The 22,149-nt window shown below is 61.7% G+C and carries 20 protein-coding genes; 19 read left to right on the forward strand and 1 reads right to left on the reverse strand.

Features of this window, described 5'->3' with window-relative positions:
- Positions 1-52 precede the first annotated feature (52 nt).
- The 3 genes from QTJ18_RS23550 to murJ all read left to right on the forward strand — a co-directional run bounded on the left by QTJ18_RS23550 (position 53) and on the right by murJ (position 5,754).
- Positions 53-1,075 (forward strand): helix-turn-helix domain-containing protein, encoded by a 1,023-nt coding sequence (locus QTJ18_RS23550; protein ID WP_252753409.1) that lies wholly within the window; start codon positions 53-55, stop codon positions 1,073-1,075.
- A 261-nt stretch (positions 1,076-1,336) separates the two neighbouring features.
- The gene (locus tag QTJ18_RS23555; RefSeq protein ID WP_252753408.1) at positions 1,337-4,174 is read left to right on the forward strand and encodes a [protein-PII] uridylyltransferase; all 2,838 of its coding nucleotides are present in this window, start codon (positions 1,337-1,339) and stop codon (positions 4,172-4,174) included.
- Complete coding sequence (murJ, locus tag QTJ18_RS23560; RefSeq protein WP_252753407.1) at positions 4,171-5,754, forward strand: murein biosynthesis integral membrane protein MurJ; 1,584 nt, start codon at positions 4,171-4,173, stop codon at positions 5,752-5,754. Before QTJ18_RS23555 ends, murJ begins: the two co-directional genes overlap by 4 nt.
- Here murJ and QTJ18_RS23565 read toward each other — a convergent pair.
- Positions 5,745-6,164, reverse strand: a complete 420-nt coding sequence (locus QTJ18_RS23565; RefSeq protein ID WP_252753406.1) for a YcbK family protein — start codon at positions 6,162-6,164, stop codon at positions 5,745-5,747. The two genes, murJ and QTJ18_RS23565, sit on opposite strands and share 10 nt — an antisense overlap.
- Positions 6,165-6,515: 351 nt before the next feature.
- Here QTJ18_RS23565 and QTJ18_RS23570 point away from each other — a divergent pair, with 351 nt between their 5' ends.
- From QTJ18_RS23570 to QTJ18_RS23645, 16 genes are all read left to right on the forward strand, one after another.
- The gene (locus tag QTJ18_RS23570; protein ID WP_252753405.1) at positions 6,516-8,114 is read left to right on the forward strand and encodes a peptide ABC transporter substrate-binding protein; all 1,599 of its coding nucleotides are present in this window, start codon (positions 6,516-6,518) and stop codon (positions 8,112-8,114) included.
- Positions 8,115-8,182: 68 nt separating this feature from the next.
- Complete coding sequence (gene oppB, locus QTJ18_RS23575; protein WP_252753404.1) at positions 8,183-9,106, forward strand: oligopeptide ABC transporter permease OppB; 924 nt, start codon at positions 8,183-8,185, stop codon at positions 9,104-9,106.
- Entirely contained in the window at positions 9,099-10,220 is a 1,122-nt protein-coding gene (locus QTJ18_RS23580) for an ABC transporter permease (RefSeq protein ID WP_252753403.1), read from the forward strand. The genes oppB and QTJ18_RS23580 overlap by 8 nt, the downstream gene beginning before the upstream one ends.
- Before the next feature lie 2 nt (positions 10,221-10,222).
- On the forward strand, positions 10,223-11,830 hold the full coding sequence (locus QTJ18_RS23585) for an ABC transporter ATP-binding protein (protein ID WP_252753402.1): 1,608 nt from the start codon (positions 10,223-10,225) through the stop codon (positions 11,828-11,830).
- Positions 11,831-12,062: 232 nt separating this feature from the next.
- Positions 12,063-12,464, forward strand: a complete 402-nt coding sequence (locus tag QTJ18_RS23590; RefSeq protein WP_252753401.1) for a VOC family protein — start codon at positions 12,063-12,065, stop codon at positions 12,462-12,464.
- 238 nt (positions 12,465-12,702) lie between these two features.
- On the forward strand, positions 12,703-13,767 hold the full coding sequence (gene trpS / locus QTJ18_RS23595) for a tryptophan--tRNA ligase (protein WP_252753400.1): 1,065 nt from the start codon (positions 12,703-12,705) through the stop codon (positions 13,765-13,767).
- A gap of 112 nt (positions 13,768-13,879) precedes the next feature.
- Positions 13,880-14,371: a universal stress protein gene (locus tag QTJ18_RS23600; RefSeq protein WP_252753399.1), complete on the forward strand. Its 492-nt coding sequence runs from the start codon at positions 13,880-13,882 to the stop codon at positions 14,369-14,371.
- 157 nt (positions 14,372-14,528) lie between these two features.
- Positions 14,529-15,095: a NifU family protein gene (locus tag QTJ18_RS23605; protein WP_252753398.1), complete on the forward strand. Its 567-nt coding sequence runs from the start codon at positions 14,529-14,531 to the stop codon at positions 15,093-15,095.
- A 7-nt stretch (positions 15,096-15,102) separates the two neighbouring features.
- On the forward strand, positions 15,103-15,762 hold the full coding sequence (gene tsaB / locus QTJ18_RS23610; RefSeq protein ID WP_252753397.1) for a tRNA (adenosine(37)-N6)-threonylcarbamoyltransferase complex dimerization subunit type 1 TsaB: 660 nt from the start codon (positions 15,103-15,105) through the stop codon (positions 15,760-15,762).
- A 9-nt stretch (positions 15,763-15,771) separates the two neighbouring features.
- Complete coding sequence (locus QTJ18_RS23615) at positions 15,772-16,266, forward strand: GNAT family N-acetyltransferase (RefSeq protein WP_252753396.1); 495 nt, start codon at positions 15,772-15,774, stop codon at positions 16,264-16,266.
- Positions 16,267-16,308: 42 nt separating this feature from the next.
- Positions 16,309-16,737 carry a Fur family transcriptional regulator gene (locus QTJ18_RS23620; RefSeq protein ID WP_252753395.1) on the forward strand — a complete coding sequence of 143 codons (429 nt, stop codon included), beginning with the start codon at positions 16,309-16,311 and terminating at the stop codon, positions 16,735-16,737.
- Positions 16,734-17,528: a lyso-ornithine lipid O-acyltransferase gene (gene olsA, locus QTJ18_RS23625; protein WP_252753394.1), complete on the forward strand. Its 795-nt coding sequence runs from the start codon at positions 16,734-16,736 to the stop codon at positions 17,526-17,528. Before QTJ18_RS23620 ends, olsA begins: the two co-directional genes overlap by 4 nt.
- A gap of 176 nt (positions 17,529-17,704) precedes the next feature.
- Positions 17,705-19,072, forward strand: coding sequence for a tRNA (N6-isopentenyl adenosine(37)-C2)-methylthiotransferase MiaB (gene miaB / locus QTJ18_RS23630; RefSeq protein WP_252753678.1), 1,368 nt, complete (start codon positions 17,705-17,707; stop codon positions 19,070-19,072).
- A gap of 32 nt (positions 19,073-19,104) precedes the next feature.
- Positions 19,105-20,163 carry a PhoH family protein gene (locus tag QTJ18_RS23635; protein ID WP_252753393.1) on the forward strand — a complete coding sequence of 353 codons (1,059 nt, stop codon included), beginning with the start codon at positions 19,105-19,107 and terminating at the stop codon, positions 20,161-20,163.
- 176 nt (positions 20,164-20,339) lie between these two features.
- Positions 20,340-20,849, forward strand: coding sequence for an rRNA maturation RNase YbeY (ybeY, locus tag QTJ18_RS23640; RefSeq protein ID WP_252753392.1), 510 nt, complete (start codon positions 20,340-20,342; stop codon positions 20,847-20,849).
- Positions 20,850-20,858: 9 nt separating this feature from the next.
- Complete coding sequence (locus QTJ18_RS23645) at positions 20,859-22,010, forward strand: hemolysin family protein (protein WP_252753391.1); 1,152 nt, start codon at positions 20,859-20,861, stop codon at positions 22,008-22,010.
- Positions 22,011-22,149 lie beyond the last annotated feature (139 nt).

The raw sequence follows: 22,149 nt of genomic DNA on the forward strand, positions 1-22,149 counted from the left end.
GGAACATGCTACAGGCGGTCTCAAATCCTGTCTCTGGTCCTAAGGCGCCGCATTGCTCTCCGTTCCCCTGCCGTTCATAGCCGGCCTTGTCATCGCAGCGATCCTCTTCCGCAGCCTGAACGGCGTCGATGTGCCGGGGTCGCGCCGTTACCTGAATGCGTTTCTGTGCCTTTATGCCGTGCAGGGCATGATCATTGGCCTGCGCTTCGGCTATGACGTTCGGCCTCTGAGCCTGGTGCAGCCGGTCACGGCAGCCATCATGCCGCCGTTGGCCTATCTGACCTTCCGGGCCATGTCGTCGGCGCCGGTGGCAAGGCCATGGCCGCATGCGCTGCCGCCGCTTCTCCTGGCGCTCGGCGTGGCGTTTGCGCCCTTCGTGGTCGATGCGCTGCTGCTGCTGATCTTTCTTGGCTATGCCGGGGCGATCTGGCAGCTGACCCGGCGGGAGGATATGACCGAGGCCGCCTTGCAGAAGACTTCGGTCACCGTGCGGGCGGCACGGGTGACGGCGCTGCTTCTGGCCTTTTTCGCCCTGACGGATGCGCTTCTCGCGAGCTTCACCTTTGTCTATGGCAATGCCTATGTGCCGATGGCGGTGACGGGCATGAATATCGGCGCGATCGTCATTGTCAGCCTCTATTACTGGTGGCCCGAGCGCGCGATGGAGGAAAAAGCCGCAGCGCCTGCTGCCGCAGCGCCTCTGTCTGACGATGATGCGGCCGCGCTTGCCAGGATCAGCGCCGCGCTTGAGGCCGATGCCTTGTTTGCGCAGGAGAATTTGAGCCTTGCGCGGCTGGCGCGAAAGGCCGGAATGCCGGCGCGCGATGTCTCGGCGCTCATCAATCGCGCCACCGGTCTCAATGTCTCGCAATATGTGAACAATCGTCGCATTGGCGAAGCCTGCCGCCTGCTGCAGGATACGGACAAGCCGCTGATGACGGTGATGTTCGACAGCGGCTTCTCGACCAAATCCAACTTCAACCGCGAATTTCGCCGTGTCACCGGGCAAAGCCCGTCGCAATGGCGTTCAGCCATGCAGGGGGCACGCAAAGTGGAAACTCCACGGCGGGCATGAGATCCGCATGCGGCGCATCGCGTGGGGCAGGGGTGTAACGGTTTGGGCATCAAGGGGTATTCGGGGACGTAAAGAGCGCATAACGGCTCGGAAACCAATGGCAGCGATAGTTGATGTGCAAGGCGGGTGCGGCCTCCCCTCGTGAACGCCTTGGAAAGGGATTGGACCGACGGTGCCCTCAAGAGGCATAAGGTTCGAACAACCGTGCAAGTGCAGCGGAAAACCGCTATAGCGACGGCACGGGTGCAGCGGCAGGACGACATGGCACGACAAGAAATCGATTATTCCGAACTTCTGGATGTGGACCGGCTGCATCTGGATTGCGAGGCGCTTCTTCAGGGCTCACCCAAGCTCCTCGATGCGCGCACCGCCCTGCTGCCGGTCCTGCGCCGCGCGAGCCAGGAAGGGCGCGACAAGGCAAGGCAGCGACTGGCGACCGATGGCAGCGGCCTGAACTGCGCCGAGCGAATTTCCTGGGTCCAGGATCAGCTGATCTCCACCATTTATGGCGTGATTGCCCGGCATTTCTACAGTGCCGCCACCGAAAAAGTCTCGGTAACGGCTGTCGGCGGCTATGGCCGCGGCACCTTGGCGCCGGGTTCCGATATCGACCTTCTGTTCCTGCTGCCGGCGAAGAACAATGAGGAGATGCGCAAGGCCGTCGAATTTCTCCTCTATGTCCTGTGGGATCTCGGTTTCAAGGTCGGACATGCCACCCGAACGGTCGACGAATGCATTGCCTTGTCCAAACAGGACATGACCATTCGCACCGCAATTCTCGAAACGCGGCTCATCTGCGGCAATGCGAGCCTGGAAGACGAATTGCAGAGGCGGTTCGACGCGGAAATCGTCGGTCTTGGCGGCCAGGATTTCATCATGGCCAAGCTTGCCGAACGCGACCAGCGCCACCAGAAGGCCGGCGATACCCGCTATCTGGTGGAGCCGAATGTCAAGGAAGGCAAAGGCGGCCTGCGCGACATCCAGACTCTCTTCTGGATCGCCAAATATCATTATCGCGTGCGTGACGCCGCGCAACTGGTCAAGCTCGGCGTCCTGTCGCGCCAGGAATGGCGGCTGTTCCAGAAGGCGGAGGATTTTCTCTGGGCGGTCCGCTGCCAGATGCACTTCCTCACCGGCAAGGCGGAGGAGAGGCTGTCCTTCGACATCCAGCGGGAGATCGCCGAAAGCCTCGGCTATCACAACCGGCCCAACCTCTCCGCCGTCGAGCGGTTCATGAAGCACTATTTCCTCGTCACCAAGGATGTCGGCGATCTGACCCGCATCCTGTGTTCGGCACTGGAGGAAGAGCAGGCCAAGCCGGCGCCGGGCATTACCGGCGTGATCTCGAGGTTTCGACGCCGCGTGCGCAAAATCCCCGGAAGCTCGGACTTCGTCGAGGACCAGGGCCGGATCGCGCTTGCCGATCCGGACGTCTTCAAGCGCGACCCGGTCAGCATCATCCGGCTTTTTCACGTCGCGGACCTGCACGGCCTGGAATATCATCCCGATGCTCTGAAGGCCGTGACGCGCGGGCTCGCTCTGATCGATGACGCCCTGCGCGAAAGCGCCGAAGCCAACCGGCTTTTCCTCTCCATCCTGACGTCGCGGCTGGAGCCGGCGCTGACCTTGCGGCGGATGAACGAGGCCGGCGTGCTGGGCCGGTTCATTCCGGAATTCGGCAAGATCGTCGCCATGATGCAATTCAGCATGTACCATCATTACACGGTGGACGAGCATCTCATCCGGGCGGTCGATGCCCTGTCGGATATCGACAAGGGTCGTTTCGCCGATCAGCATCCGCTGGCCAACAAGCTGATGCCGCATATCGAGGAACGCGAGGCGCTGTATGTCGCGGTTCTGCTGCATGATATTGCCAAGGGCCGTCAGGAGGATCATTCCGTTGCCGGTGCCCGCGTGGCCCGCAAGCTGGGAACGCGGTTCGGCCTGAAGCCGAAGCAGGTCGATCTGGTGGCCTGGCTCATCGATCAGCATCTGCTGATGTCCATGGTGGCGCAGACGCGCGACCTGCACGACCGCAAGACGATCACCGATTTTGCCGACAAGGTTCAGTCCATGGATCGGCTGAAGATGCTGCTGATCCTGACCATCTGCGATATTCGCGCCGTCGGCCCGGGCGTCTGGAACGGCTGGAAAGGCCAATTGCTGCGCACGCTTTATTACGAGACCGAACTGCTTCTGTCCGGCGGCTTCTCGGAGGTTTCACGCAAGGAGCGCGCCAAGGCGGCCGAGGAAACGCTCGCGGCGGCCTTGTCCGACTGGAGCCAGAAGGAGCGCAAGCTCTATTCCAAGCTCCACTACCAGCCTTACCTTCTCTCGGTCGCACTGGAGGATCAGGTGCGCCATGCGCAGTTCATCCGCGAGGCCGATGGAGCAGGGCGGGCGCTGGCCACCATGGTGCGCACCGACAGCTTCCGCGCCATCACCGAAATCACGGTGCTTGCGCCGGATCATCCGCGCCTCCTGTCGATCATCGCGGGAGCCTGCGCTGCCGCCGGAGCCAATATCGCCGATGCGCAGATCTATACGACCACCGACGGACGGGCGCTCGACACCATTCTCATCAATCGCGAATTTGCCAATGACGAGGACGAACTGCGCCGGGCGGCCACCGTCTGCCGGATGATCGAGGACGTTCTTTCCGGCAAGAAGCGGCTGCCGGAGGTGATCGCCACCCGCGCCAAGAACAAGAAGCGCAACAAGACCTTCATCGTTCATCCCTCGGCGACGATTTCCAATACGCTGTCGAACAAGTTCACGGTGATCGAGATCGAGGGCCTGGACCGCACCGGTCTGCTTGCGGATATCACCCTTGTCCTGGCCGATCTGTCGCTGGACATTCATTCCGCCCGCATCACGACCTTCGGCGAGAAGGTGATCGATACTTTCTACGTTACCGATCTGGTTGGCCAGAAGGTCACCAACGAGAACCGGCAGGGCACGATCGTGCAGCGGCTGAAGACGGTGATTACAGAGCAGGAAGACGAATTGCGGCGCGGCATGCCCTCCGGCATCATCGCGCCCGATCCGGTCGCGGTGGCTGCGACCAACCGGCCGCGCAAGAGCCGGGCAGACGCATGAGCCTCGTCAAGAAATTCGCGACGGTTGGCGGCGCCACGCTCGGAAGCCGGATTTTCGGTTTTGCCCGCGAGACCCTGATGGCCGCGGCGCTGGGAACCGGCCCCATGGCCGATGTCTTCTACGCCGCCTTCCGGTTTCCGAACCTGTTCCGCCGCCTGTTTGCCGAAGGCGCCTTCAACGCTGCCTTCGTGCCGCTGTTTTCCAAGGAAATAGAGGCCAATGGCGTGGAGGGCGCCAAACGCTTCTCCGAAGAAGTCTTCGGCGTCCTGTTCACGGCATTGCTGGCGATCACCATCGTCATGCAGCTGTCCATGCCGCTATTGGTGCGCTTCATCATTGCCCCGGGCTTTGCCGAGGATCCGGAAAAGACATCGCTGACCATCCGCATGGCGATCGTGATGTTTCCCTATCTCATGTGCATGTCGCTGACCGCCATGATGAGCGGCATGCTGAATTCCCTGCATCATTTCTTCGCTGCCGCCATCGCGCCGATCTTCCTCAACCTCGTCATGATCAGCGTCCTCTTCTATACCTTGTGGAATGGCGCCGACCCGCTGACCACTGCCTGGTATCTATCCTGGAGCGTGCTGGTCGCCGGCGTCCTGCAACTGGCGGTCGTTTATTTCGGCGTGGTCAGGGCGGGCATCAGCATTCGATTCCGGCTGCCGAGAATGACGCCGAACGTCAAGCGTCTCCTCATTCTCGCAGTGCCGGCTGCCGTGACCGGCGGCATCACGCAGATCAACCAGATCATCGGCCAGGCGATCGCGTCTGGCAAGGAAGGCGCGATCGCCGCGCTGCAATATGCGGACCGGATCTACCAGCTGCCATTGGGCGTGGTCGGCGTGGCCGTCGGCGTGGTACTTCTGCCGGAGCTCGCCCGGGCGCTGAAGGGCGGTCACATGAAGGAGGCGGAGGGCATCCAGAACCGCTCGCTGGAATTCGTGCTCTTCCTCACGCTGCCGGCTGCCGGCGGCCTGTGGGTCCTGTCCGAGGCGATTATCCGCGTCCTGTACGAGAGGGGCGCCTTTTCGGCCGAGAATACCGCCGTCGTTGCCTCCATCCTCGCCATTTACGGGCTGGGCCTGCCGGGTTTCGTCATGATCAAGGCGCTTCAGCCGGGATTTTACGCGCGCGAAGACACCAGGACGCCCATGCGGTTCACCATCGTTTCGGTGGTCGTCAACTCGACACTGGCCATCACGCTGTTCCCGCTGATCGCCGAACGCGGGATCGCCACAGCCGAGGCCGCTGCCGGCTGGATCAACACGGTTCTCCTCTTCTCGACGCTGTTGTGGCGCGGCCACCTGAAATGGGAATGGGCGCTTGCCAGGCGCACGGCCCTGCTGCTCGTCTCGACCGGCGTGATGTGCGCGGCGCTGACCTATGCCCTCGGTCCCGCCGGCCCGTGGCTGACGCCGGAGACGGGGCTCCTGCATCAGGTGATGGCCTTGTTCGTCCTGATCGCCGTGGCCATGATCGTCTACTTCGCCACGGCCTTCCTGATCGGAGGTGCTGATCTTGGCATGATCCGCCGAAACCTGAAGCGCAAGCCGCGCACGCCGCCGCCTCAGCAATAGACCCAGCGGCGCTTCGGGCCGATATCGACATGGATAATGCCGTTGCAATAGCGGCCTATGCCGCCAATGCCCGGCGCGCTGGCGGCTGCCGCGACGATCTTGCGATCGGAAACGCCGGGCACCCGGATATCGGCCGCCAGGCAATGGCTGTGCTGCGAGGTTCCCGAGCGCGGACGATGGCCGGAGGTGACGACCGGTTTCTTGCCGGTCTTGGCCGCGATATGGGCCAGTATGGCTTCCAGTCTTTCGGGGAAGCAGCCGGTTTTGACGCTGACGCGCTGCACAGTATAGGCGGCGCTGTAATCATGCTTGAACAAAGTGCTCCGTCGCTTTTTCGAATTGGTTTCTGCCGCGACCGCAGAAGAGAGAGCAATCACGCTCGCAAGCGCGACGCAAAACAGTCTACGCATTGAGTGCTCCTTGAAACAGACCGTCCTTCAATGGACGGCCGGTGATGGCAGAGCATGTGGTTTCAGAAAGTGACCCGAATAAGGTCATTTTTGCTCAAACTGGAGATAAGTCGGCCGTTTATATTAAAGCACGTTAAGAAATTCTAACATTACGGGTGTTTCTTGACATTCTGCATCCGACGGTATTTGTCTTGCGCGTGAGCCTGCAAGCATGTGGAAACGGGGAGGAATGGCGTTGCCGCAAAAGTGATGGATTGCCGTCAAATTGCCTCGAACGCCTATTGTTTTCCGAGACGGTTTCGCATTTCTTGCGCGCCCAACCCAATAAGAACCGGGGAAAAGGAGAAACCTATGGGCTTCCTCAATCGGACTTTGGCATCCACAATGCTCGCCGGCGCACTCGTCTTCGGCGCGTCGAGCGCCTTTGCGGAGGCGGTGCTTCATCGCGGCAATAGCGGTGAACCGCAAACTCTGGACTATGCGCATATCTCGATCGACATCGAGGGCTTTGTCGTCAAGGACCTGTTCGAAGGCCTGACGGTCTATGACGCCGCGGGCAAGATCGTGCCGGGCTCGGCCGAAAGCTGGACCGTCTCGGATGATGGTACCGTCTACACCTTCAAGATCCGCGACAATGCCAAGTGGTCCGACGGGACCCCGGTCACGGCCGGTGATTTCGAATTCGCCATGCGCCGGGTCGAGGATCCGAAGACCGCCGCCGGCTATGCCAACATCCTCTACCCGATCAAGAATGCCGAGAAGGTCAACAAGGGCGAATTGCCGCTCGACCAGCTGGGCGTGAAGGCCGTGGATGACAAGACCTTCCAGATCACCCTGGAGCGCCCGACCCCCTTCTTCCTGCAGCTTCTCGCGCACCAGACGGCCCTGCCGATCAGCAAGGCGAATTTCGAGAAGTTCGGCGATCAGTTCGTCAAGCCGGGCAACATGGTCTCCAACGGCGCCTTCAAGCTGCAGTCGCATGTGCCGAACGATACGCTGACGGTCGTCAAGAACGACCAGTATTGGGATGTCGCCAATGTGAAGCTCGACAAGGTCATCTTCTACCCGATCGATGACGATGCCGCCTCCGTCCGCCGCTTCGAAGCGAAGGAAATGGACCTCGTCTACAATTTCTCAGCCGACCAGATCAAACGCCTGCGCGAGAGCTATGGCGAGCAGGTCCATGTCAATCCGTCGCTCGCGACCTATTACTATACATTCGACACCCGCGAGGCCCCCTATAGCGACGTGCGCGTCCGCACCGCGCTTTCGATGGCCGTCGACCGCGACTTCCTGGCCAGCGAAATCTATTCCGGCGCCCAATTGCCCGCCTATCACCTGGTTCCGCCGGGCATGGAAGGCTATGGCGAAGGCGCTGTGCCCGAATGGGCTTCGATCTCGCAGATCGACCGCGAAGACAAGGCCATCGCGCTGATGAAGGAAGCCGGTTACGGCGAGGGCGCAAAGCCGCTTTCGATCGAGATCCGCTACAACACCAATGCCAATCACGAGCGCGTGGCAACCGCAGTTGCCGATATGTGGAAGAACACGTTCGGCGCGACTGTCTCGCTGGTGAACCTCGACGTGGCGTCTCACTATGCTTATCTGCAGGAAGGCGGAAAATTCAACGTCGCGCGCGCCGGCTGGACGGCCGATTATGCCGATCCGGAAAACTTCCTGGCGCTGAACATCAGCACCAACAAGACCTTCAACTACGCCAAGTACAACAATGCCGAATTCGACAAGCTGATGCAGCAATCCTATGCCGAGCAGGATCAAGCCAAGCGCATCGAACTCCTGAAGCAGGCGGAAGCGCTGATCAGCCGTGACCAGCCAATCGCGCCCCTGATGAACACGGCCAATCTGTGGCTCGTGTCCCAGCGCGTATCGGGCTGGCAGGATAACGCGGTCAACGAACACCTCTCCAAGTTCCTCAGCGTTTCCGAATAATCGTAAAGGGAGAATGACGCGCGGCCGCCCGAAAAAAAGGGTGCCGCGCGTCCGTTCTTTTTGAGCCCATGATCAGCTTTGTCCTGCGACGGCTGATGAGTGCCGTTCCCACGGTCTTCATCGTCGTGACGATTTCGTTCTTTCTGATGCGCTTCGCGCCGGGCGGCCCGTTCAACCTGGAACGCCCGCTGCCGCCTCAGACCATGGCGAATATTCTCGCCACCTACCAACTCGACCAGCCGCTGTGGAAACAATATCTCCACTATGTCGGCAATGCCGTGACCGGCGATTTCGGGCCGAGTTTCATCTATAAGGACAACACCGTTGCCGAACTGATCGGCAAGGCGCTGCCTTACTCGGTGCAGCTTGGCAGCTTTGCCATTCTGATTGCCCTGATCGGCGGTGTGATCATCGGCACGATTGCCGCTCTGCGTCAGAACAGCGTGCTGGATTTCGGCCTGATGGCCTTCGCCACCGTGGGCGTGACCATCCCCAATTTCGTTGTCGGCCCGGTGCTGACCCTGATCTTCGCCGTCATCCTCTCCTGGCTGCCGGCGGGTGGATGGGGCGATGGTTCCGCACAATATCTCATTCTGCCGATGATCGCGCTCGCCCTGCCGCAGCTCGCCGTCTTCGCGCGCCTGACCCGTGGGGCCATGATCGAAGCCCTGCATACCGATCATATCCGCACCGCGAAGGCCTACGGCCTGCCCTCCCGCGTCGTCGTTGTCACCCATGCGCTGCGGGGCGCCATGCTGCCGGTGGTCTCCTATCTCGCCCCTTGCGCCGCGGCGCTGCTCACCGGTTCGGCCGTGGTGGAAAGCATCTTCACCATTCCCGGCGTCGGGCGCTATTTCGTCCTCGGAGCCCTCAACCGCGACTATCCGCTGGTGATGGGCACCGTGATCCTCGTCGCGATCTTCGTGATCGTCTTCAACCTCATCGTCGACATCGCCTATGGCCTGCTCGACCCGAGGGTTCGCCATGACTGATATTTCCGCAAGCAAGCCGGCCATCGAGGGCCGAAGCCTCGGCCAACTGGCCTGGCTGCGTTTTCGCCGCAACAAGGCCGCCATGGGCGGCTGCTTCATGCTGCTCCTGATCGGCCTGTTTTCCTTTGCCGGGCCGTTTTTCGTGCCGCATGCCTATGACGAGGTCTTCCCGTCCTACGTCACCATTCCGCCGAGCCTTGATCCGCGGCCGGATCCGAAGAGCCTGGAAGACGTGGCGGCGTCGGCCGCCAAGCGCGCCCGCCTGACTCTCGACGCGTTCGAGCTGGAGGACGGCGTCTTTACGGCAACCGTGACGTCCGCCAGTCCCATCGATCCGCGAGCCATCCGCTATTTCGACCGGGTCAACGAGTTCAAGAACACGCAAGTCAAGGAAACCGCGGCCGACCAGAAGAGCATGGTGCTGACGGGGACCGTCGACCAGAAATATTTCTTCTTCGGCACCGACAGCAATGGCCGCGATCTTTTGGTGCGCGTCATGCTGGGAGGCCAGATATCGATTGCCGTCGGCCTCGCCGCCTCGCTCGTCTCCCTTGGCATCGGCGTCATCTATGGCGCGACCTCGGGCTATCTGGGGGGGCGCATCGACAATATCATGATGCGGCTGGTGGAAATCCTCTATTCGCTGCCCTTCGTCTTTCTCGTCGTCGTGCTGGTCGTCTTCTTCGGCCGGTCGGTGATCCTGATCTTCATCGTCATCGGCGCGGTCCAATGGCTGGAAATGGCCCGTATCGTCCGCGGCCAGACCCTGTCCTTGAAGCGGCGCGAATTCGTCGGTGCGGCCCAGGCGCTCGGCCTGACGGATTGGCAGATCATCCGCCGCCACATCATTCCCAATACGATCGGTCCGGTGATCGTCTTCGTCACCGTCGTCGTGCCGCAGGTCATCCTGACCGAGAGCTTCCTCTCCTTCCTCGGCCTCGGCGTGCAGGCGCCTTTGGCAAGCTGGGGCACGCTGATCTCGGAGGGCGCCAAGAACATGCAGAACGCACCCTGGCTGCTGATCTTCCCGTCGATCTTCTTCGTGCTTACGCTGTTCTCGCTGAATTTCGTCGGCGATGGCCTGCGCGATGCCCTCGATCCGAAGGACCGTTGATCATGGTGAAAGACAATAACAGCAATGCCGTGCTGATGGTCGAGAACCTGAAGGTGGATTTCGCCACGCCCGACGGCGAGGTTCAGGCGGTCAAGGGCACGAACTTCTCCGTCGCCAAAGGCGAGACGCTCGCAATCGTCGGTGAAAGCGGTTCGGGCAAGAGCCAGACCATGATGGCGATCATGGGGCTGCTCGCGGCCAATGGCCGTGTCAGCGGCTCGGCCCGCTATCGCGACCAGGAACTGGTCAATGCCTCCCTGTCGCAGCTGAACGGCGTGCGCGGCTCCAAGATCACGATGATCTTCCAGGAGCCCATGACATCGCTTGATCCGCTCTACACGATCGGCAGGCAGATCGCCGAACCGTTGATCCACCACCGCAATATGGGAAAGCGCGCAGCGCGTGAGAGAGTGCTGGAACTGCTGAGGCTGGTCGGCATTCCGGAGCCGGACCGTCGGATCGACAGCTATCCGCATGAAATGTCCGGCGGACAGCGCCAGCGCGTGATGATCGCCATGGCGCTCGCCAACGAGCCGGATCTTCTGATCGCCGACGAGCCGACAACGGCGCTGGATGTGACGATCCAGGCGCAGATCCTGGATCTTCTGGCGGATCTGCAGAAACGCTTCGGCATGGCCATCGTCCTGATCACCCATGATCTGGGCGTGGTGAAGCATGTGGCCGACCGGGTGATCGTCATGCGGCGTGGCGAAGTCGTCGAAGAAGGCACCCGGGACGAGATCTTCGACCATGCGCGCCATGACTATACGAAGATGCTGCTGGCGGCCGAACCCTCCGGCGCCAAGGCACCGCCGGCACCGGATGCGCCGATCATCCTGGAAGGCCGCAATGTCACGGTGGATTTCCAGATCGGCTCCGGCATCCTGTTCAAGAGCAACCGCACCTTCCGGGCGGTGGATACCGTTAATATCTCGCTCCGGCAGGGGCAGACCATCGGCATCGTCGGCGAATCCGGCTCGGGAAAATCCACTCTGGGTCGCGCACTCCTGCGCCTGCTGGAATCGGAGGGTCGCTACCGGTTCGAGACCAATGACATCTCGCTGCTGGACCGGCGCGCCATGCGGCCCTTCCGCCGCCAGATGCAGCTCGTCTTCCAGGATCCTTACGGTTCCCTGTCGCCGCGTCAGACCGTGGGCGAGATCATCACCGAAGGGCTTTTCGTCCACGAGCCGAACCTCAGCAAGGCCGACCGCGACAAGCGGGCCATCGAGGCCTTGACGGAGGTCGGTCTGGATCCGGCCGCCCGCAACCGCTATCCGCACGAATTTTCCGGCGGCCAGCGCCAGCGCATCGCCATTGCGCGGTCGATGATCCTGAAACCGAAAGTGGTGATCCTCGACGAGCCCACCTCGGCGCTCGATCGCTCGGTGCAGCGGCAGGTGATCGATCTCTTGCGGGATCTCCAGCAGAAGCACGATCTGTCCTATGTCTTCATCAGCCACGATCTCTCCGTGGTCCGGGCCATTTCGGATCATGTGATCGTCATGAAGAGCGGCAAGATCGTCGAGGAGGGGCCGACGGAGGAGATCTTCGAAAGCCCGGCGCAGGATTACACCAAGGCCCTGATCGCTGCCGCCTTCACGCATTGATCGGTTACCTTGCGTCATGCTCGGGCTCGTCTCGGGCATTTTCGACCCGTTCCTTGTCATCGACGCCATCGACGCCATCAACGGCATCAACGCCACCAATCCTCGGCGCAGGGCCCGCGATGACGGCGGATAGGCGTCAATCGGCGCCCGGCTTTCGCCGGGTGCTGTCGTCGAGGGTTGCGCGCTGACAGTGCGCCATGCTCATGTGGCAAAATCCAAGCTGGAGAGCCGCATGCAGCAGACGTCTATCTTTCTCGTCACCCTCCTTGTTGATGATTACGACCGTGCCAAGACCTTCTATTGCCGCACGCTCGGTTTCGACTGCGTCTTCGACACGCCTCTGCCGGAGGAGGGCAAGCGCTGGCTCGTCGTCAGGCCGAAGGGCGGCGAGGGTGCGGGTCTTCTGCTCGCCAAGGCCGTTGGCGCGGCCGAGCAGGCGGCCATTGGCCAGCAGACGGCCGGCCGGGTCTCGTTTTTCCTCAAGACCGACGATTTCGCCCGCGATCACGCGGCATTCCTGGCGGAAGGGGTCCGCTTTCTCGAGGAACCGCGGCACGAAGCCTATGGGACGGTGGCCGTCTTTGCCGATCTCTACGGCAATCTTTGGGATCTTATCCAGCACGCAGAAGGCTGATCAGAACCTTCCTCTCGTCCCGATCCTCTGTGTGCAGGCTGACGCGACAGGTGAGCCGCGAGACGCAGATTAACCCGCTTTGTTGTCCGCAAGCCACTTGATCGCAGGCCTGCTGCCATGCTTGATGCGCGACTGCAAAACCCTGGCCCTCAAGGGCGGGTCGCGAAGAGATCTTCACCCTCTCCGATGGCCCGTTCCCGAAAGCCTGTGGCCCTCCACCAGCCTTAACGAGGACGATATGAACAGTTTCAAGCCGCTTGTCTTTTCCGGCGTCCAGCCGACCGGCAATCTCCATCTTGGCAATTACCTGGGTGCCATTCGCAAATTCGTGGCGCTGCAGGACAATAACGACTGCATTTATTGTGTCGTCGACCTGCATGCGATCACCGCGCAGCTGGTCCATGAGGATTTGAAAGGCCAGATACGCTCCATTGCCGCGGCCTTCATCGCGTCGGGCATCGATCCGGTCAAACATATCGTCTTCAATCAGTCGGCGGTTCCGCAGCATGCCGAGCTGGCCTGGATCTTCAATTGCGTTGCGCGCATCGGCTGGATGAACCGGATGACGCAATTCAAGGACAAGGCGGGCAAGGATCGCGAAAACGCGTCGCTTGGCCTGCTTGCCTATCCGAGCCTGATGGCGGCCGATATCCTCGTCTATCGCGCCACGCATGTTCCGGTGGGCGACGATCAGAAGCAGCATCTGGAACTGGCCCGCGACATCGCCCAGAAGTTCAACATCGACTTCCAGGACAAGATCCGCACGACCGGCAAGGGCGTCGACATGGTGGTCGGCGAAGAGCCGATCCATGGCTTTTTCCCCCTGGTCGAGCCGCTGATCGGTGGTCCTGCACCGCGGGTCATGAGCCTGCGCGACGGCACGAAGAAGATGTCCAAATCCGATCCCTCCGATCTGTCGCGCATCAACCTGACGGACAATGCCGACGAGATCCTGAAGAAGATCCGCAAGGCCAAGACCGATCCGGATGGCCTGCCATCGGAGGTCGAGGGGCTTTCCGGCCGTCCGGAGGCCGAAAATCTGGTCGGCATCTATGCCGCGCTGGCCGACAAGACGAAGCAAGAGGTGCTGACGGAATTCGGCGGCCAGCAATTCTCCGTCTTCAAGCCGGCTCTGGCCGATCTGGCCGTTGAGGTGCTGGCGCCGATCAGCACGGAAATGCAGCGGCTGCTGGGCGATACGAGCCATATCGATGCCATCCTGCGCGATGGCGGCGAGCGGGCCCGCGCCCGCGCCGAGGCGGTGCTGAACGACGTCTACGACATCATCGGCTTCCTGCGCTGAGGCCGATCGCAGCTTCAGATCAGCCCGCCGTTGACAGATCCAACGGCGGGTTTTCATTTCGCGACATTCGTATAAGTTCGCTCGCAAGACGTTTCGAGACAGGGGAGCGGTCATGGTTTCTAAACGGCTTTCGCGGCTGGAGGGGCATCGGCGCAAGTTCATGGCCGTCATCGACGGCACGCCCGAATGCGAAAAGGCCGTCCACTATGCGGGACGGCGCGCGCAAAATTCCAATGGTGGGCTGGTTCTGCTCTATGTGATTCCGGAAGGCGATTTCCAGCAATGGCTGGGCGTCGAGCAGATCATGCGGGCAGAGGCGCGCGACGAAGCCGAGGCCGTCATGGCCAAGGCGGCGCAGCAGGTTCGCGAAACCATCGGCATCGATCCGGAAGTGGTGATTCGCGAGGGCAGTGCCACGGAGGAAATCCATGCCGCCATCGAGGAGGATCAGGATATCGCCATTCTGGTCCTGGCCGCCGGTGGCGCCACCGAGGGGCCCGGCCCCCTGGTGACTTTGCTTGCCGGGCGCGCCTCCGCCTTCCCGATCCCGGTGACGGTGCTGCCGGAGACGCTCAGCAATGACGAGATCGATGCCTTGTGCTGAGCCGGGAACGCTCCGGTGAATGCCCGATCGACCACCGCGCCCGTCCAGGGCTTGACCTTGTCGGCGCAAGAGCGCACTTGAATGTAAACCTGATACGAACTATCTTCTTTGGAAGAATTCTAATCTGGCGCCGTACTGGCCGCCCGGGAGCCTGACAATGTTCATCCAGACAGAAGCCACACCCAATCCGGCAACCCTGAAATTCCTGCCGGGCAAGGTGGTGATGGAAAAGGGAACCGCGGATTTCCGGTCCGCCGGTGAAGCGGAGGCCTCACCCCTGGCGGCGCGGCTTTTCGCCATTCCGGGCGTGACGGCGGTTTATTTCGGTTACGATTTCGTCACCGTCAGCAAAGAGGATCAGGAGTGGCAGCACCTGAAGCCGGCCATTCTGGGTTCGATCATGGAGCATTTCATGTCCGGTCAGCCGGTCATGGGCGGCACTGCAAGCTTTGCCGAAATGACGGATGAGGAAGGCGAATTCTTCGAAGCGGAAGATGAAACCATCGTCGCCACCATCAAGGAGCTTCTGGAGACGCGCGTGCGTCCGGCCGTGGCCCAGGATGGAGGCGATATCACCTTCAAGGGGTTCCGCGATGGAACGGTCTATCTGAACATGAAGGGTGCCTGCTCAGGTTGCCCCTCGTCCACCGCCACGCTGAAGCATGGCGTGCAGAATCTGCTGCGCCATTTCGTCCCCGAAGTGCAGGCTGTCGAGGCGCTCTGACCAGATCATGAAAGTGCTCGCCATCGATACGGCCGGGGCGGATTGTTCCGCCGCGGTCTTCGACGCGTCCCGCACCACGGTGCTGGCGCAGGAGACGGATCTCATCGGCAAGGGCCATGCAGAGCGGCTCATGGCGATGATCGAGAAAACCATGGCGGCCGCGGATCTGAAACTCGACGATCTCGACCGGATCGCCGTGACGGTCGGCCCCGGCTCCTTCACCGGCATTCGCGTCGGCGTGGCCGCGGCGCGTGGCCTGGCGCTTGCGCTCAGCATCCCCTGTGTCGGTGTGACGACGCTGGAGACCATGGCCGCATCGCATCTGCAGCGTCATCCTGGTCAGGCGGTGGTTGCCGCCATGGATGCGAAGCGCGAGCAGATCTACGCGCAGGCCTTTTCTGATGCCGGCGAGGCTCTCTCGGCGCCATCGATCCTGTCGCTCGATGAGCTGCGCCAGCTGCTCGCCGATCATGAAGCGCAGGTCACCGGCTCGGCGGCAGCGCTCCTGCGGGACGCATCGGCCTCCTCGGAACCGGATCGTTTCGAGATCGCCACCGTCGCGCGCATCGGCGCCATGGCGGATCAGCGCTATGCGGCGCCAAGACCGCTTTACTTGCGCGGGCCGGATGCTAAACCGCAAGATGGATTTGCTCTCGCGCGTGCCTGAACCTCGTCTATGTTCGAAGATTATCTGACCTGGAAGCCGTTTTTCGACATCGTTCCGCTGCAGGAAGCGGATGCCCTGGCGGCATCGGATCTCCACGGGCAGCGCTTCTCGCGCCAATGGGGCGAGGATGAGGTCTTGAGCCTGCTCGGCCAGGCCGGTGTCTTCGGCTTTGCCGCCATCCAGTCCAATGCGTTCTTCAGCCGCCCGCTGGCGGGCTTCGTCCTCGCGCGGGAAGTGGCGGGCGAAGCGGAGATCCTGACGATCGCCGTCAGTGAGAAGCTCGCGCGCGCCGGCCTCGGCTGGCGCCTGATGCAGGCTGCGCTGCGGGAAGCGACGGAGCGTGGCGCCGAAACCATCTTCCTTGAAGTGGATGAGGCGAATGCGGCCGCGATCGGGCTCTACAGGCGGCTCGGCTTTGCCGATGTGGCGCGCCGGCCGGCCTATTATGCCGCAGCCGATGGAACGCGAACCGCCGCGCTTGTCATGCGGCGCGATCTTCGCTAGTCCCTGTCCTCTGACCAGACTGCAATGCAAGGCCGGAACGACATGACAGACCTTTCCAAGACGCTGGAGGAGCTGTGCGCCGAGCGTGGCATGCGCATGACCGAACAGCGGCGCGTGATCGCCCGGATCCTGCAGGATTCCGATGATCATCCCGATGTGGAGGAGTTGTATCGACGCTCCACCAAGATCGACGGGCGCATCTCCATTTCCACCGTCTACCGGACAGTGAAACTGTTCGAGGATGCCGGCATTATCGAAAAGCATGATTTCCGCGATGGCCGCTCGCGCTACGAGACCGTGCCTGAGGAGCATCACGACCATATGATCGACGTCAAGACCGGCGAGGTGATCGAATTTCACTCGGCCGAGATCGAGGCGTTGCAGGAACGGATTGCCCGCGAGCACGGCTTTCGCCTCGTCGGTCACCGCCTGGAGCTCTACGGTATCCCGCTGGACAAGGACGATACGTGATCACCGTCCTGCGGATCGCCATCACCGTTCTCGTTCTGACGGTGGTCACCCTTCTTCTTTTGCCCTTCCAGCTGATGGCGCTGCGCTTCGACTGGCCCTTGCGGCGGCGTCTGCCCCGCTGGTGGCACCGCACGGCCTGCCGTCTCCTCGGCATCCGCATACGGATCCATGGGCAGCCGGAACGCCGCCGCCCCTTGATGCTGGTCGCCAACCACGCCTCCTGGAAGGATATCCTGGTGCTCGGCGCCGTGGCGGATGTCGCCTTCATCGCCAAGTCGGACGTCGCCACCTGGCCTGTCTTCGGCTTGCTGGCGAAGTGGCAGAAGACCGTCTTTGTCGAGCGCGAACAGAAGCGCAAGGCCGGCGAGCAGGTCAATGAGATCGCCGAACGGCTGGCCAAAGGCGAGATCATCGTGCTGTTTCCGGAAGGCACGACCTCGGACGGCAACCGGCTGCTCACTGTCAAGACATCGCTTTTCGGCGCGGCCGCCTCCGCCGTTCCGGCCTCTCCCGATGGCGTGGTCTATGTCCAGCCGGTTTCGATCGCCTATACCGGCATTTACGGCATGCCCATGGGGCGCTATCACCGGCCGATCGCTGCCTGGCCGGGCGATGTGGAGCTCGTGCCGCATCTGATGGGCGTGCTGAAGGCGGAGGCGCTGGATGTCGATGTCGATTTCGGCGAGGCGGTGGAGTTTCGGGCCGATACCAATCGCAAGATCGCCGGCGCTGCCGTCATCGCCCGCTTGCGCATCCAGCTCCAGCAGCGTCTCTACCCGCGCGGCGGTTGAAACATCCCTTCTATTTGCGGGCATCTTGCAGTAAAGAAGCCGCCATGACCGAAGAGACCGCCATTCTTCCAGGGACCGCAGATGCGGCCGCGACCATGACCGAGACCCGTTTTGAAGCCGGGCGCATGGCGCATGCCGATGCGCGCCCCACGCTGCGAGCCGAGACGCGACCCGAGATGCGACCCGAGATCCGGGCGAATTCGCGCAAGGTCTTCATCAAGACCTATGGCTGTCAGATGAACGTTTACGATTCCGTTCGCATGGGCGATGCGCTGGCAAGCGAAGGCTATGTGACGACGGACAGCATGGAGGAGGCGGATCTCGTTCTCCTCAACACCTGCCATATCCGGGAAAAGGCCGCGGAAAAGGTCTATTCCGCCCTCGGACGGCTGCGCGACATGAAAAAGGAGCGCAATGCCAGTGGCCGCGAGATGATGATCGGGGTCGCCGGCTGCGTGGCTCAGGCCGAGGGCGAGGAGATCCTCCGACGCGCACCGGCCGTGGATGTGGTGATCGGTCCGCAGACCTATCATCGCCTTCCCCAGGCGCTTCGACGCGCGCGCAAGGGCGAACGGGTGATCGAAACCGATTATGCGGTGGAGGACAAGTTCGAGCATCTGCCGAAGACCGACCGCGCGGCGGTCCGGGCGCGCGGCGTGACGTCCTTCCTGACGGTTCAGGAAGGCTGCGACAAGTTCTGCACCTTCTGTGTCGTTCCCTATACGCGCGGCTCCGAAGTGTCCCGTCCGCTCGGACAGATCGTCGACGAAGCAAAGCGGCTCATCGATGGCGGCGTGCGCGAGATCACCCTTCTCGGGCAGAACGTCAATGCCTGGCATGGCCAGGGGCCAAATGGCGCGGCCTGGAGCCTTGGCGACCTGCTGTACCATCTGGCGGAGATCCCGGGTCTGGCGCGGCTGCGCTATACGACCAGCCATCCGCGCGATATGGACGATCGGCTCATCGCGGCGCATCGCGATCTGCGGGCCCTGATGCCCTATCTGCACCTGCCGGTGCAGGCCGGCTCCGACGCCATCTTGAAGGCAATGAACCGGCGCCATACGGCCGATGACTATATCCGGCTGATCGAGCGCATTCGCGAGGCCCGTCCGGACATTGCTCTTTCGGGCGATTTCATCGTCGGCTTTCCCGGCGAAACCGATGCCGATTTCGAAGACACGCTGAAGCTGGTGGAGCGGGTGCGCTACGCCCAGGCCTATTCCTTCAAATATTCGACCAGGCCCGGAACTCCCGGTGCCGAGCTCGGTTCTCAGGTCGAGGAGGAGGTCAAGGCCGAGCGTCTTGAGCGGCTTCAGGCCTTGCTTCTGAAACAGCAGAATGAATTTGCCGAGGGCTGCGTGGGCAAGACAGTCGATATTCTCCTGGAAAAAGCGGGGCGAAACCCCGGCCAGCTGATCGGCCGTTCGCCTTGGCTGCAATCGGTGAATGTTGATGCAAATTCATCGCAAATCGGTGACATTATTTCTGTACGAATCACCGGCACGGGTCCGAATAGCTTGTTCGCGGAGAGAATTGAGCGTTAAATGGCCCGACAACCTTATGGGAGTCTCCCTGCTTGAACGAACGTGAATTGGTCTCTTCATCCTCGCGCCACACCCGGTCCGCCGCGATTGACGCCAATCACTTTGTCTTGACGTTCGAGAACAATCGGCTTGCGAGCGAGCTTTTCGGACAATTCGATCAGAACCTGAAGCTGCTTGAGGAGCGGCTGAACGTCGATGCGCGCGCGCGCGGCAATTCGGTCAGCATCAGCGGCGAGGTTCTGGCGACCAATCAGGCCCGCCGTGCGCTGGATTTTCTGTATGAGAGGCTTCAGAAGGGCGGATCCGTGGAGACGTCGGACGTGGAAGGCGCCATCCGCATGGCTGTTGCGGCAGAGGATCAACTGACCTTGCCGACGCTGGAGCGGAAGGCAAAGCTCTCCATGGCGCAGATTTCCACCCGCAAGAAGACAGTTCAGGCGCGGACGCCCACGCAGGATTCCTATATGCGGGCGCTGGAGCGTTCGGAGCTTGTCTTCGGCGTCGGCCCTGCCGGTACGGGCAAGACCTATCTCGCCGTTGCGCATGCCGCCCAGCTTCTGGAGCGCGGCGCGGTCGATCGGATCATCCTCTCGCGCCCGGCCGTGGAAGCCGGCGAGCGGCTGGGCTTTCTTCCGGGCGATATGAAGGAAAAGGTCGATCCTTATCTGCGGCCGCTTTATGACGCTCTCTACGATATGATCACCGGCGACAAAGTGGAGCGGGCGATCACGGCCGGCGTCATCGAAATCGCGCCGCTGGCCTTCATGCGCGGACGGACTCTTGCCAATGCCGCCGTCATTCTGGACGAGGCGCAGAACACCACGTCGATGCAGATGAAGATGTTCCTGACGCGGCTTGGCGAGAATTCGCGCATGATCATCACCGGCGATCCCAGCCAGGTGGATCTGCCGCGCGGTGTCAAATCCGGTCTCGTCGAGGCGCTGCAGGTGTTGAAGGACGTCGAAGGCATTTCCGTCATCCGCTTCAAGGACACCGATGTCGTTCGCCATCCGCTGGTCGGCCGGATCGTCAGAGCCTATGATGCGCAATATGCCGTTCATGAGGAAAGCGAGGAAGCGGACCGCTCCTAGTCGCCTGATTGCCCGACATTTGCGAGTGCTCGCAGCAGCCGCAAGTGCAGATGTCGGAAATCGACAGGTCACTGGCAGTTTAATGATGCGGCCGGAGTTCGGATTTGACTTTTGATCCTCCAGACCGCAGCAGGTGGAACTCGCAATTGCATTCAGTCCACTAGGTCTTCAGCCACATGCCCCAACTGGATATACAGATCAGCGTCGAAGACGAGGGCTGGCCCGCCGAGGAACGGCTGGACGAGCTTTGCGCCCACGTCCTAGGCGTCGCTGCGGCTTATCTCTCCGAAGAAGAAAAACAGCCGTTTCCGCCGCAACCCTGTGAGGTTTCGCTGGTTTTTACCGCAGATGCGGCGATCAGAGAGATCAATGCCGAATGGCGCGACCAGGACAAGCCGACCAATGTCCTGTCCTTTCCCGCCTTTCCGGTCACGCCCGGTGGCATGCCGGGGCCGATGCTGGGCGATATCGTGATTGCGAGAGAGACCCTGGAGCGGGAATCACAGGATCTGGACAAGCCCTTCGACCATCATCTGACGCATCTGATGGTGCATGGTTTTCTCCATCTTTTCGGCTACGACCACATGGAGAGCGACGAGGCTGAAAAAATGGAAGCGCTCGAGACTCGTATTTTGGCAAGGCTTGGCCTATCTGATCCCTATGCGGGACAAGACCCAATCGTGTAAACTGGACCAATGACCGAGATATCCACAAATGCCGCGCATGACAGTGCCGGCTCGGAACAGGCTTCCACCGACGACTCCGGAAGTTCTCCCAAACGCGAGATTTCACATCGCTCGCAAAACTCATTCTGGTCGCGGGCGATCCGTCTTCTCAGGCCAGCGCAAGGGGAGCGCCTGCGCGAGGATCTCGCCGATGCGCTCCTGACGGATACCGCCGTCAGTTCAGCCTTCTCGCCCGAAGAACGGGCCATGCTGCACAATATTCTCCGCTTTCGCGAGGTACGGGTCGAGGACATCATGATCCCCCGCGCCGATATCGAGGCGGTCGAGATGAGCATGACCTTAGGGGAACTGCTGATCTATTTCGAAGAAACCGGCCGCTCCCGAATGCCCGTCTATGCCGAGACGCTGGACGATCCGCGCGGCTTCGTCCACATCCGCGATCTTCTGTCCTACCTCGCCAAGCAGGCGCGCAACAAGCGCCGCGGCGCCTCCGCCAAGGCCGTGCAGGTCGATGCCGCACCTGATGCCGTTCTGAAGGAGAAGCAGGTGCGCACGCCACGTCCGGCCTTCGATCTCGGCCGTGTGGATCTCAGCAAGACGGTTGCCGATGCAGGTCTTATCCGCAAGATCCTTTTCGTGCCGCCATCCATGCTGGCCTCCGACCTCTTGCAGAGCATGCAGGCCGCGCGCACCCAGATGGCATTGGTGATCGACGAATATGGCGGCACCGATGGTCTTGTCAGTCACGAAGACATTGTCGAAATGGTCATTGGCGACGTCGAGGACGAGCATGACGACGACGAGGCCATGTTCTCCCGCACCAGCGACGACGTCTTCATTGCCGATGCGCGTGTCGAGCTGGAAGACATCGCCGAGGCAATCGGTCCCGATTTCGATGTGCGCGATCAGTTGGAGGATGTCGATACGCTTGGCGGTCTGATCTTCTCCGCGCTTGGCCGTATTCCGGTGCGTGGGGAACTGGTCCAGGCGGTGCCTGGCTTCGAATTCCAGATCCTCGATGCCGATCCGAGGCGCATCAAGCGTGTCCGCATCCTGCGCAAGCGGCAGGTGGCCGCGCGCCGCCGTCTTTCCAAGGGAGAGGGCGAATTTTCCGCAACGGACGAGGGGACGCCTCCGGCAGCCCCGCCGGCTCAAGGGTGATGCCGATCACGGCTGATCGCCCTTGACCGGAGCTGGATCTGCAACCGACCTGCGGCTCTGCCAAGAGAGGCGACGCCCGATGCTCTCGGCGCGCTTTTACGTGGGACGGCGTCAATGGGCGCCCGCATGCGGGAAGTTG

This window comes from Rhizobium sp. SSA_523 (assembly GCF_030435705.1).
Taxonomy (GTDB): Bacteria; Pseudomonadota; Alphaproteobacteria; order Rhizobiales; family Rhizobiaceae; genus Neorhizobium.